12 protein-coding genes are annotated in these 11,933 nt (G+C 55.8%); 5 read left to right on the top strand and 7 right to left on the bottom strand.

What is annotated here, in order from left to right; all coding sequences use genetic code 11:
- The first annotated feature begins 71 nt into the window (after window positions 1-71).
- Genes Q3V30_RS05905 through Q3V30_RS05895 form a run of 3 tightly spaced genes read left to right on the top strand, consistent with a single transcriptional unit; the run spans window position 72 to window position 1,767 of the window.
- Window positions 72-431 (top strand): ArsC family reductase, encoded by a 360-nt coding sequence (locus Q3V30_RS05905; RefSeq protein ID WP_306211386.1) that lies wholly within the window; start codon window positions 72-74, stop codon window positions 429-431.
- A gap of 2 nt (window positions 432-433) precedes the next feature.
- Window positions 434-1,561, top strand: a complete 1,128-nt coding sequence (gene dapE / locus Q3V30_RS05900; protein ID WP_306211385.1) for a succinyl-diaminopimelate desuccinylase — start codon at window positions 434-436, stop codon at window positions 1,559-1,561.
- A 17-nt stretch (window positions 1,562-1,578) separates the two neighbouring features.
- Window positions 1,579-1,767 carry a YpfN family protein gene (locus tag Q3V30_RS05895; RefSeq protein ID WP_306213102.1) on the top strand — a complete coding sequence of 63 codons (189 nt, stop codon included), beginning with the start codon at window positions 1,579-1,581 and terminating at the stop codon, window positions 1,765-1,767.
- A gap of 85 nt (window positions 1,768-1,852) precedes the next feature.
- Here the strand turns inward: Q3V30_RS05895 and Q3V30_RS05890 are convergent, their stop codons facing one another.
- The 5 genes from Q3V30_RS05890 to dapA all read right to left on the bottom strand — a co-directional run bounded on the left by Q3V30_RS05890 (window position 1,853) and on the right by dapA (window position 7,695).
- Complete coding sequence (locus Q3V30_RS05890) at window positions 1,853-3,889, bottom strand: tRNA(Met) cytidine acetyltransferase TmcA (RefSeq protein ID WP_306211384.1); 2,037 nt, start codon at window positions 3,887-3,889, stop codon at window positions 1,853-1,855.
- Window positions 3,890-3,891: 2 nt separating this feature from the next.
- Window positions 3,892-4,752 (bottom strand): KPN_02809 family neutral zinc metallopeptidase, encoded by an 861-nt coding sequence (gene ypfJ, locus Q3V30_RS05885; RefSeq protein ID WP_306211383.1) that lies wholly within the window; start codon window positions 4,750-4,752, stop codon window positions 3,892-3,894.
- 173 nt (window positions 4,753-4,925) lie between these two features.
- A complete protein-coding gene (purC, locus tag Q3V30_RS05880) occupies window positions 4,926-5,636 on the bottom strand; it encodes a phosphoribosylaminoimidazolesuccinocarboxamide synthase (protein ID WP_306211382.1) in 711 nt (236 codons plus the stop codon).
- A gap of 130 nt (window positions 5,637-5,766) precedes the next feature.
- Complete coding sequence (bamC, locus tag Q3V30_RS05875) at window positions 5,767-6,801, bottom strand: outer membrane protein assembly factor BamC (protein WP_306211381.1); 1,035 nt, start codon at window positions 6,799-6,801, stop codon at window positions 5,767-5,769.
- A 15-nt stretch (window positions 6,802-6,816) separates the two neighbouring features.
- Window positions 6,817-7,695, bottom strand: a complete 879-nt coding sequence (dapA, locus tag Q3V30_RS05870; RefSeq protein ID WP_306211380.1) for a 4-hydroxy-tetrahydrodipicolinate synthase — start codon at window positions 7,693-7,695, stop codon at window positions 6,817-6,819.
- 157 nt (window positions 7,696-7,852) lie between these two features.
- Here dapA and Q3V30_RS05865 point away from each other — a divergent pair, with 157 nt between their 5' ends.
- The gene (locus tag Q3V30_RS05865; RefSeq protein ID WP_306211379.1) at window positions 7,853-8,446 is read left to right on the top strand and encodes a glycine cleavage system transcriptional repressor; all 594 of its coding nucleotides are present in this window, start codon (window positions 7,853-7,855) and stop codon (window positions 8,444-8,446) included.
- On the top strand, window positions 8,424-8,891 hold the full coding sequence (bcp, locus tag Q3V30_RS05860; protein ID WP_306211378.1) for a thioredoxin-dependent thiol peroxidase: 468 nt from the start codon (window positions 8,424-8,426) through the stop codon (window positions 8,889-8,891). The genes Q3V30_RS05865 and bcp overlap by 23 nt, the downstream gene beginning before the upstream one ends.
- Before the next feature lie 54 nt (window positions 8,892-8,945).
- Here bcp and Q3V30_RS05855 read toward each other — a convergent pair whose 3' ends face one another.
- Together Q3V30_RS05855 and Q3V30_RS05850 are read right to left on the bottom strand one after the other, a co-directional pair.
- Window positions 8,946-10,019, bottom strand: coding sequence for an AI-2E family transporter (locus Q3V30_RS05855; RefSeq protein WP_306211377.1), 1,074 nt, complete (start codon window positions 10,017-10,019; stop codon window positions 8,946-8,948).
- A gap of 201 nt (window positions 10,020-10,220) precedes the next feature.
- The gene (locus tag Q3V30_RS05850) at window positions 10,221-11,828 is read right to left on the bottom strand and encodes a sensor domain-containing diguanylate cyclase (RefSeq protein WP_306211376.1); all 1,608 of its coding nucleotides are present in this window, start codon (window positions 11,826-11,828) and stop codon (window positions 10,221-10,223) included.
- Window positions 11,829-11,933 lie beyond the last annotated feature (105 nt).

The following is an 11,933-nucleotide window of genomic DNA, read 5'->3' as shown; positions in this document are numbered from 1 at the left end:
CCGTTGTAGACTAACCGCCTGAACCATATCGAATATAGTTGAAACCCCCAGAAAAAAGAAGGGAACGGGTCATGCTAACGATGTACGGCATTAAAAATTGCGACACCATTAAGAAAGCGCGAAAGTATCTGGAAGCGAACGGCGTGGCGTACCAGTTTCATGACTACCGGGCGGACGGGTTGGATCGTGCAAGGCTGCAACACTTTATCGACACGCTGGGCTGGGAAGCCCTGCTGAACACGCGCGGCACCACCTGGCGCAAGCTCAGCGAAGAGCAGCGTAATGCGGTGAATAGTGCTGCAACCGCGCTTGATCTGATGCTGGAACAGCCAGCAATGATCAAACGCCCGTTGCTCTGCAGCGCAGACGGCTCTATGCTGCTGGGTTTCAGTGAAACCACTTATCAGCCCTTTATTTCGGAGAAATCCTGATTATGTTTTGTCCGGTCATTGAGCTGACGCAGCAGCTTATTCGTCGCCCTTCCCTCAGCCCGGATGATGCCGGTTGTCAGGCTATTATGATCGAACGCCTGAAGGCGCTCGGCTTTACCATTGAGCCGATGCCCATTGGCGATACGCTGAACTTCTGGGCCTGGCGCGGTCAGGGTGAAACGCTGGCTTTTGCGGGACATACCGACGTTGTGCCTACCGGTGATGCCAGCCGCTGGATCAATCCACCTTTCGAACCCACCATCCGCGACGGGATGCTGTATGGCCGCGGCGCTGCAGATATGAAAGGCTCATTAGCGGCGATGATTGTGGCCGCAGAGCGCTTTGTCAGCAGCCATCCTGGCCATAAAGGACGCCTGGCGTTTCTGATCACTTCCGATGAGGAAGCCAGCGCCACGCACGGCACGGTGAAAGTGGTGGAAGCGCTGATGGCGCGCAACGAACGCCTGGATTACTGTCTGGTGGGCGAACCTTCCAGTACCGAAATCGTCGGAGACGTGGTAAAAAACGGCCGCCGCGGCTCAATGACCGCTGATCTGACCGTGCATGGCGTGCAGGGGCATGTTGCCTATCCGCATCTGGCTGATAACCCTGTGCATCGTGCCCTGCCCGCTCTCAATGAACTGGTAGCGACCGAGTGGGACCAGGGCAACGAGTTCTTCCCGCCGACCAGCATGCAGATTGCCAATGTGCAGGCCGGAACCGGCAGTAATAACGTGATCCCTGGTGAGTTCTGTGTGCAGTTTAACTTCCGCTTCAGCACCGAGCTGACTGACGAGATGATTAAACTGCAGGTGAAAGCGTTGCTGGATCGTCATCAGCTGCGCTACACGCTGGAATGGAAAGTCTCCGGCCAGCCGTTCCTGACTTCCCGCGGTAAACTGGTGGATGCGGTCGTGAATGCCGTTGAGCACTATAATGAAATTAAACCGCAGTTGCTGACCACGGGCGGCACCTCAGACGGACGTTTTATCGCCCGAATGGGGGCGCAGGTGGTTGAACTGGGTCCGGTTAATGCCACCATTCATAAAATCAATGAGTGCGTTAAAGCCGCGGATCTGCAGCTGCTGAGCCGCATGTACCAGCGGATTATGGAACAGCTGATCGCATAAGCGAATAAGGATCGATGATGGAATTCCTGAAAGAGTATTGGTGGCTGTTGGTGATTGTGCTGATGGTGGGCGTGCTGATGAACGTCTACAAAGATTTAAAGCGCATCGATCACAAGAAGTTTCTGGATAACAAACCGGAGTTACCGCCACATCGTGATTTTAACGACAAGTGGGATGACGAAGACGACTTTCCAAAAAAGAAATAAGCTTGCCGCAGGGGCAGCCGCCCCTGCTCTGTTTTCCGGGCTGTCCGCTAACGAAGTTTGCAGGGCAGCATTTACTCACCACGCCCTACCGTTCACTCTCCTTTCCGTGGCTCTCATGCAAAGTCTGCATATACGCCTGCCAGCGTTCGCACTCTTCTCTGTTAAGCGCGGCCAGTGCCCGCCGGACTTCCTGTCGCCAGCCCGCCACCAACGCTTTGCGGCCCGAAAGGCCAAACGCCTGGCTCAGTTGCGCAGCAGATAACTCTGCCAGCAGCGCACCCTGCAGCAAAGGCAGCGGCACGGTTTGCAGGCCGACAAGCCGCCCTAATGCGCCGATACTGGCTTCGTAGGGACGATATCCCCAGGCGAAACCAGCCAGCTCGCGCCAGTCATCCTCATCCAGAGCAAGGTCGGTTTCGGCAGGGATCTCAAGACTAACGTCCGTCAGCCGCTGTAACCACGGCCAGTCACGCTGTAAACGCGTTGTCGCCTGTTGCGCCAGCTGTTCCGCCGCCTCGCTTAGCGGTAGCAGCGCCATCGCCGTATAGCAGCCGCTGCTGGCTTCCGGCTTGCTGCCAATACGAACCAGCCGGAAGCCGCAGGCCTGCCAGAACCGCCATAATTCATCGGTATAGCCAAAGCTTACCGAGAGAAAATCGAGTCCTTGTGCCTGCGCCCTGCTTTGCAGAACCATCTCACGGCCGATACCCTGGCGGCGACAGGAAGGCGCGATAGCGATACGGCTGATACGTCTGGAGCGAAGCTGTGCGGCGGCTGGCCAGCCGCCATGCGCCGCCAGCGACTGCGCTACCAGATTACCCCGCGGCCGCCGAAGCCCTGCCCAGACAGCCTCTGCCAGCGCTGCTGAAAGGCCGCCTTCATCCACCTGCCACAGCGCGCCCTGAACCGTCTCTTTCTGCAGTGCCGAGACAAAGTGCATGCCCGGCGCATCCATCATCCGCCGAAGATCCAGCGGAGAGGTGCGATAGTGGGCGCTTGTCAGAAGCTGATACATCGCTGAGAGTTGCTCTGGTTCAGTCAGCCAGTCACTCTGTTCAGGGAAAGTGAAGCGTACCGGTTGCGCCTCCGGTTGCGGATCCGCTTCGGCAAACAGCAGCAGATCGTTGATAAAGCGCTCCAGCGGATCGTGCTCAGCCCAGCGCAGGGGCCGGTTCAGCTTTAACAGCGTCACCTGAGGTAGCGTGGCGCAGAATTTCAGCATAAAACCCCGGCCTGTCCCCTCATAGCCCTGAAGCGTAGAGGTTAACAATACGCGGGGAAATCGCTTCACCAGCTGGTGCAGAAGAGGAGCGGGGATCGCTGCCGCTTCATCCACCAGCAGCCACTCTACAGACTCTGGCTGCAATTCCGGGCCGGCAGCGAGGAGCCTGTCAGGGGCGATAAATTCAAAGGCCTGCCCGGCGAATTCGGCCAGCACATCGGTGGCAACCTTCGCTGGCGCGGTAATCAGGCAGCGTCCCGGCCAGCGCGCAGCCAGTAATCCGGCAAGAGCGGACTTCCCTCTTCCACGCGGCGCAATCAATACCGAGATCCCCGGTTCGCTTATCAGTAAGGTTTCCAGCAGAGCTTGCTGTTCAGAGGTCTCATCGGGCTGCCATGCGGGGTAAGCGGGTAAAGAGGGCAGCGTAAAAGGTTGATGCTGCAGGAGCAGAGCGATTGCCTTATCCTGCCTGACCCGCCGCTGCAGATGAGTGATGAAGTGAGGGGAAGCGATAGCAGAAGGTTGTTCGCTCCAGCGCAGCGAATCTGTATCCGGCAGGGAAGCCCACTCTTGCCAGTCGGGCACCAGAATCAGCAGCCAGCTCCCCGCTTTTAGCGTCCCGGCGAGCGCTGCCAGCGCTTCAGCATGAAAACCGGTGCGCGCATCAAATACTGCATGGAGAAACTCGCGGCCCAGCAGCGTCTTGGCCGCAGCGGGCGCGCAATGCAGCGGGCTTAGCGGCGCATCGCCGAGCCACAGCCAGTCTCCCGGCAGCCAGGCCATCCACTCCTGCGCCTGCCTCTGGCCCCATTCAGCTTCGCCGCTGACAAACAGAACCTGTCGCAGGCCCTGCTGTTTTAGTCGTTCAGTGTAGCGAAGGGTGGCCTGAATATCCGCCATAATCAGCGACTAAAGGTGTCGCACTGGCCGGGATTGCCGCTGTCGAAGCCTGTTTTAAACCAGGTATAACGCTGTTCGGAGGTGCCGTGGGTGAAGCTGTCCGGGACTACCCGTCCCTGCCCGCGCTGTTGCAGCCGGTCGTCGCCTATAGCTTCTGCGGCATTCAGCGCTTCCTGCAGATCGCCAGTTTCCAGCACGTTCTCTTTCTGCATGTAGTAGCCCCAGACGCCTGCGAAGCAGTCTGCCTGAAGCTCCATTTTTACTGATAGCTGGTTAACCTGCTTCTGGCTTGCGCCCTGCTGCATCTGCCGGATTTTAGGTTCAATCCCCAGCAGTTTTTGCACGTGGTGGCCCACCTCATGCGCAATCACATAGCCCTGCGCAAAATCACCTTCGGCACCCAGCTTGTTTCTCATCTCATCATAAAAAGAGAGATCGATATAAACCGTGCTGTCAGCGGGACAATAAAACGGCCCCATGACCGACTGCCCCGTCCCGCAACCGGTGCGCGTTGCGCCACGGTACATCACCAACTTGGGCGGCGTGTAAGTTTTATCCATTTTCTGGAAAAGTTGTTGCCAGGTATCTTCCGTGGTGGCGAGCATCACCGAGGTGAATTTCGCAGCTTCATCCTGCTGTGGATTGCTGCCCTGGCGTTGAGACGCTGGCTGGGTCACGGATGTGGACTCACCAGTCAGCAGGGGGCTGAGGTCATATCCATAATAACTGGCGATCACCACCACAATCAGCAGGATGATCCCCCCTTTGCCACGAGGTATGCGCATTCGTCCGCTGCCCATAGAGCCAGACTCACTACGGCGATCTTCCACATTGTCGCTATCACGGCGCCCTTGCCAACGCATAAACTACCTCTCGTTATTGTCACTTCACGGCTGTTGCATTGATTTTAGTCGGGTGTCACTCGTAACACCAGCCTTGAGGAGGTTAAGCGGCGAGTCAGTAGTCGGCGTGCAGGAAAAATGAGAATAACGGAAGAGGAGAAAGCTGCGACAGAGCGCCGCAGCCTGAAAACAGGTTACAGCTTCACGCCGAGGCGATTGGCCACTTCTTCGTAAGCTTCGATCAGGCCACCCAGACTCTGGCGGTAGCGATCTTTGTCCATCTTATCCAGGGTCTCTTTGTCCCACAGACGGGCACCGTCCGGAGAGAATTCATCACCCAGCACCACTTCGCCCTTAAACAGGCCAAACTCCAGCTTGAAGTCCACCAGAATCAGTCCAGCGTCGGAGAAAAGTTTGCTCAGCACATCATTGGCCTGGTAAGTCAGCTCACGCATGCGGGCCAGGTTCTCTTTATTCACCCAGCCGAAGGTTTCGCAATAGGACTCATTCACCATCGGGTCGTGTTTGGCGTCATCTTTCAGGAACAGGTCAAACAGCGGCGGATTGAGGATCATCCCCTCTTCCACGCCCAGACGCTTCACCAGCGAGCCAGCAGCACGGTTGCGGATCACGCACTCCACCGGCACCATATCCAGCTTTTTCACCAGCGCTTCGTTATCGGAGAGCAGCGCTTCCATCTGGGTAGGGATACCGGCTTCCTGCAGTTTGGTCATGATGAAATGATTGAACTTGTTGTTAATCATCCCTTTACGATCAAACTGTTCGATACGCTCACCGTCCAGTGCTGACGTATCATTGCGGAATTCGAGTACCAACAGATCCGGGTTTTCGGTGCTGTAAACGGTTTTCGCTTTGCCGCGATACAACTCAGCTTGCTTTTGCATCTTGTTAAACTCCAAAAATAGAACGGAAAAAATTGTGCTCTCTCTAGTTTATTCTCTGCGGCGTAAAAACCGAAGCAATCGTTTACGTAGCAGGGAATAAAAAAGGCCGGAGGGGTCCGGCCTGAGGATATTACTTGCTGAAAGCTGCCTGGAATACGGCAACCAGCGCGTCGTTTTGCGACTGGGTCAGCGTATGGCCTTTCGGATCCAGGAACTGCAGGCTGCTGCGGTTATCCAGATCGCCGACCTGAAGCTTATAGTCGCCGTTGGTCAGACCCGGATCTTTTGCGCCAACCTGATCCCAGACATCGCTGTCCGGCGTCTTATAGGTCACGCTCATGCTGCCCTGAGAACGGTTTTTATCCGTTACGGTCATGCCGATGCGTTCCATTGCCGCTGGCAGACGCTCCCAGACGGTATTGAACGGCGCACGGACGATCAGGTCAGGCAGGCCGGTATCATCAGCGCCGCTCTGCACGTCGATTTGCGTCGCGCTGCGCTGGGCGGCGGTGTTCTCACGGGTGGTTTCGATTTTATCCAGCCCGCTGCTCAGCTCGTTCAGCATCTGCGCAGTGTAACGCTGCAGCTGAACCGGCGAGTTCACATCTTTGTTTTCCTGCTGCAGTTCCAGCAGTTTAACGGTGAGCGCCTGCTGATAGCCCTGCTGCTGCACGCTGATCTGGTAGCGGCCACGATACTGATGATCTTCATCGGCACGGTTCCACTGCACCCAGTCGGTAGAGAGCGTCTGGCTGGCATCGGTACGGCTGGCGATGGTGAAGTTTTTCGCCTGCACCACATCAACAACCTGCGGCCACAGCGAGCCAGTTTTGCCGTTATCCAGCAGCAGTACGCCAGAATTACCGGCAAACTGCGTGCGGGTACCGTTCATCAGAGCCAGAGGCTGAGCCGGTGGACGGATATCCAGCTGCTTGCCGATGGCGCCCGAGGTGCTGGCGGAAGGAATATCATAATCACCGTTCTGCAGCGGCATCACCATCCCTGCCGGGGCATGCAGATCGCTGACATCATCCGCTTTCAGATAAGATTCATCGCCGCTCACCTGGCGCTTGTAACGCTGATCGCTGGAACATGCTGCCAGCAGCATCACCAAAGAAAGCCCCACCACCGTTGCTACCGTGGACTTTTGACCTGAATAAGCCATTAATACTCCCTAAATTTACAGCAGACCTGCGCTTTTCAGTGCCTGCTCAACAACCGGACGACCGGCATCAGTCATCGGCGTCATCGGCAGACGCAGCGTGTCGGTTGCAATTAATCCTAACTGCTTAGCAGCCCATTTTACCGGGACAGGATTAGGCTCAATAAATAGCTTCTGATGCAGATGCATCAGGCGCTGATTAAGGCGTCGCGCTTCAGAAAAGTTGCCCTGTTTCGCCAGTTTGCACAATTCTGCCATTTCGCGCGCGGCAATATTTGCCGTCACAGAGATTACACCCTGTCCGCCCAGTTGCATAAAGTCGAGGGAAGTGGCGTCATCACCACTGACCAGAATGAAATCTTCATCAACCAGCTCTTGGATCTGACTAACCCGCGATAAGTTCCCGGTTGCCTCTTTGATTCCGATAATATTTTTTATTTTCGCCAGGCGCCCCACCGTCTCGGGCAGCATATCGCAGCCGGTACGGGAAGGAACGTTATAGAGCATCTGAGGCAGTTCGGTGCTTTCCGCAATCGCTTTAAAGTGCTGGAAAAGACCTTCCTGAGTTGGACGATTGTAGTACGGGGTCACGGTCAGACAGCCAACCACGCCACTGTTCTCAAAGCGTTTAGTCAGCGCAATACCTTCCGAGGTTGCGTTAGCACCGGTTCCGGCGATCACCGGAATACGGTCGTCGGCCAGCTCCAGCGTCAGCATCACCACTTCAGCATGCTCTTCATGGCTTAACGTGGCAGATTCACCGGTGGTCCCTACAGAGACAATTGCCGCCGTTCCGCTGGCAACATGATAATCAATCAGTTTTTTTAAACTCGCACGGCAGACATACCCTTTGTCATCCATCGGCGTAACGAGCGCAACAATACTTCCCGTGAACATTTGCCATCCCCTCCACAAACAAGTGCCTCATGGTACGGTTTACGGCACTCTAAAAGCAAGCAGACAACCCGCCAGGTCACTTGGCACAGGGTATTTTTTATGTTTACCTTAGCGTTATCACAATTGCTAATCACTGAGACGTACAGGAAGCATCATTTTGCCGCAGTCACAGCTTCATCATCTGGTTATTACCGCACTGGGAGTCGACCGTCCGGGGATTGTTAATACCATCACCCGCCACGTCAGCAGCTGCGGTTGCAACATTGAAGATAGCCGTCTGGCCATGCTGGGTGAGGAATTCAGTTTTATTATGCTGCTTTCCGGCAGTTGGAATGCGATCACGCTGATTGAGTCTACGCTGCCGCTGAAGGGCGCAGAGCTGGAGCTGTTGATCGTGATGAAACGCACCTCGTTCCGCGAACGCCCGGCGATGCCCGCCTCGGTTTGGGTGCAGGTCGAGGTTACCGACTCTCCACACATTATTGAGCGCTTCACCGATCTGTTTGATTCGCATCAGATGAATATCGCTGAACTGGTCTCCCGAACGCAGCCTGCGCAAGAAAACCAGCCGCCTTTACTCTATATTCAAATAACCGCCCACAGCCCGGCCAGCCAGGATGCGTCATTTATTGAGCAGGCTTTTAACCGACTCTGTACAGAATTGCAGGCGCAAGGCACTATTAACGTCGTTCAGTATCCACAGCAAGATGAGAAAACGGAGAGTAGTGATGAATCCACTGAAAGCCGGTGATACCGCACCGAAATTTAGCTTGCCCGATCAGGATGGCGAACAAGTAAATTTAACCGACTTCCAGGGACAGCGCGTTCTGGTCTATTTTTACCCGAAGGCGATGACGCCAGGCTGCACCGTACAGGCGTGTGGACTGCGTGACAGCATGGACGAGCTGAAAGAAGCTGGCGTTGAAGTGTTAGGCATCAGCACCGATAAGCCTGAAAAACTGTCGCGCTTTGTCGAGAAAGAGCTGCTGAACTTCACGCTGCTTTCCGATGAGGACCATCAGGTTTGTGAGCAATTTGGCATCTGGGGCGAGAAAACATTTATGGGGAAAACCTATGATGGTATCCATCGCATCAGCTTCCTGATTGGCACAGATGGCAAGGTCGAGAAGGTGTTTGATGAGTTCAAAACGGCTAATCACCACGATATCGTGATGGATCATCTGAAGTCTGCCTGACGATCGTAAGGGCGGAGGATCTCCGCCCTTTTTGTTTTCGCCCCTGCCCTGCCGCTACTTCAGCTTTTTATTCTCCATATAGAGCTCGTCCGGCCAGGCATGCACCACCGCCTTAATCAGCGTTGCCAGCGGAATGGCAAAGAACACGCCCCAGAAGCCCCACAGCCCGCCAAATATCACCACCGAGAGAATAATCACCAGCGGATGCAGGTTGACCGCTTCCGAAAAGAGCACCGGCACCAGAATATTGCCATCCAGCCCCTGAATGATCAGATAAACAATAATCATCGTCCAGAAATCGCCCCCCAGCCCCCACTGCGCCAGCCCAACGCCTATCACCGGGATGGTTACCGCCAGCGCGCCGACATAAGGAATGAGCACCGAAAAGCCGACCAGCACCGCCAGCAGCAGCGCATAGTTCATGCCGATCGCCAAAAAGCCGATCCAGGTGGCGATGCCCACCACCACCATCTCCAGCACTTTGCCACGAATGTAGTTGGAAACCTGCTGATTCATCTCCAGCCAGACCTGCCCGGCCAGACCCCGGTTGCGCGGCAATACGCGACGGATGGCTGCCAGCATCTGCTCTTTATCTTTCAGCAGGAAGAAGACCATCAGCGGCACCAGCACCAGATAGATAGCCAGCGTCATGATCCCCACCAGCGAGGCGAGCGAATATTTTACCAGCTGGTCGCCCATGCCGCTGAGGCGGCTGCGCAGGTTTTCTATCACGATATCCACGATGCCGACATCCATCAGCGTGGGGAAGCGCTCCGGCAGGCGGGTAGCAAACTGGTAAAGTTTGTTGAGCATGGTGGGCATTTCATGCGCCAGATTGATCCCCTGCTGCCAGGCGACTGGTGCTACAACCAGCACCAGCACCAGCAGCAGAGAGGCGAAAATAATCAGTACAATGGTGGTCGCCCAGGTGCGCGAGCAGCCCAGACGTTCGAGCCGGACGGTGGGCCACTCCAGCAGATACGCCACCACTAACGCCACCAGCAGCGGTGCCAGCAGGCCGTTAAAGAAAAAGAGAATACAGAAGGCGGCGATCAGAATAGCCAGCAGCGCAATTGCCTGCGGGTCGCTGAAACGGCGGCGATACCACTGTATTAAGAGGTCCAGCATGAAAAACGTCCTTGCGTACTTAAGGGGGGAACCAGTCTACCTGAAAGGATCGGGCGCTGTCGCGTGACGCGCTGGCCCCGAGCCTGGCCAGCATGCAGCCGGAACGTTAGCTAAATTCCGGCGCAAAAGGTTAATCAGAATGTGTCAGCAACGCAGGCTCACCAGAGGATCGGCTCAGGCCGTTTGATTCAGGCTTAAAGGCTATCCGTTACGGCGCTGAAGTTCACCGGCTTCAACCAGCTCGGGCTGGCTGGTCACCACCCGGTTGCGGCCACCATTTTTTGCCTGATAAAGCGCATCATCGGCCTGCTTGAACACCAGCTCCATCGGACGCTCATCGGCAGTCCAGAACGCCACGCCAATGGAGATAGAGATATGCCCCACTACCGGCAGCTCCAGCGCTTCAATCTTCTTACGTACGCGTTCGGCAATCACTATGGCGATGTCACGGTCGGCACCCGGCAGGATCATCAGGAACTCTTCGCCGCCGTTACGGCACACCACATCGGTCTGCCGTGAACTTTTCCCCAGCTGCTCCGCCACGCTTTTGATAACGCTGTCGCCCACATCGTGTCCCCAGGTATCGTTAACCCGTTTGAAGTGGTCGATATCCAGCACCAGTACGGCAAAAGGCTGACGGGTCGCCAGAAAATACTCCAGCACCGCATTCAGGCCGCGACGGTTAAGCAGCGCCGTCATCGGGTCAGTTTGTACCTCAAACTTCAGGCGGCCAATTTTGTCCTGCAACAGACCGATACCCGCCAACATGGCGCGCTTGATTTGCGACGCTTCATAATACCAGGAGTGGATACCGTTAATCTCTTTAGAGACGCCGGGAGCATCCATCTGGCTCGCCTTACGCGCCAGCTGCCAGAGCGGTAACGCAATCAGGCGGGCGAGGATCCACGCGCAAATCAGCGTCAGCAGGGCAAAGGGCACGGAGTGTTGCAGTACCTTGAACAGCAGGCTGTTAAGCGGTTCGAGCGTGGTCTGGGTCGGCTTCAGCGCCACAATCATCCAGCCCGGCGTCGGGACGCTGGCATAGCCAGCCAGCATCGGCTCACCGCTCTGTTTCGGGATCTCCTGATAGCCGTTACCGTTCTTCTGCAGCAGAGAGCGGCTGATAAGCGGCGCTATTTTCTGCCCCACCAGCCTGCCATTCTGGTGATAGAGCACGCGGTTATCGCCATCCACCACATAGAGCGAAGAGCCGTCGCGATAGAACTGCTCGCCCAGCAGCTCATTCAGAATGCTTTTTTTCTTCAGGTAAATCGTGCCGCCGACAAAGCCCAGATAGCTACCGGTCTTTGACCAGACCGGATAAGAGACGAACACCATTAAATTATTGGCAGCCGAAATGGTCGGTTTGCTAATCAGCGGCTTACGCTCTGTCAGCGCCTGAGTGGTGGAACTGGTGGTGAGATGCATGCCTTTCAGCATCAGCGACTCCGGAGAGATCGCTTTTACCCAGCCCTTAGCATCCACAATGACCACCGAGTTGAAGCTGTTAGTCTGTTCGCGCAGGCGATCGACTTCACTCTGCAGCGCCGCTTCATCATCCATTCCCTCACCCAGCACTTTCGCGCTGTAGGCCAGCTGGGACTGAGCCAGCTGAAAGAACATTTCGGTGGTGGAAGCGAGTTTGGTGGCGTAGACGCGGTTTGTTTCCAGCGTATTGGTAATCAGCACTTCGCGCTGTACGCGCCAGGTGGCGTAGAGCGAGTTGGCCAGCGTAATCACAATGCTGGCCACGGCTAATAATGTAATAAGCGTACGCAAGTCCGTCTTGGGGCGACTAAGCCTCAACATGGACTCACCTCGATGAAGCGATTCATATGTAGCGCCTTATTATTTTTTGTGCGCGTTTCGTTTAGTAACTGCGTGTTATGCCCTGGTAAAGCACACGCCAATTGT

This window comes from Erwinia pyri (genome assembly GCF_030758455.1).
Lineage (GTDB): Bacteria > Pseudomonadota > Gammaproteobacteria > Enterobacterales > Enterobacteriaceae > Erwinia > Erwinia pyri.
Note: the sequence above shows the minus strand (reverse complement) of the source record. Positions and strands in the feature narration are given on the sequence as shown.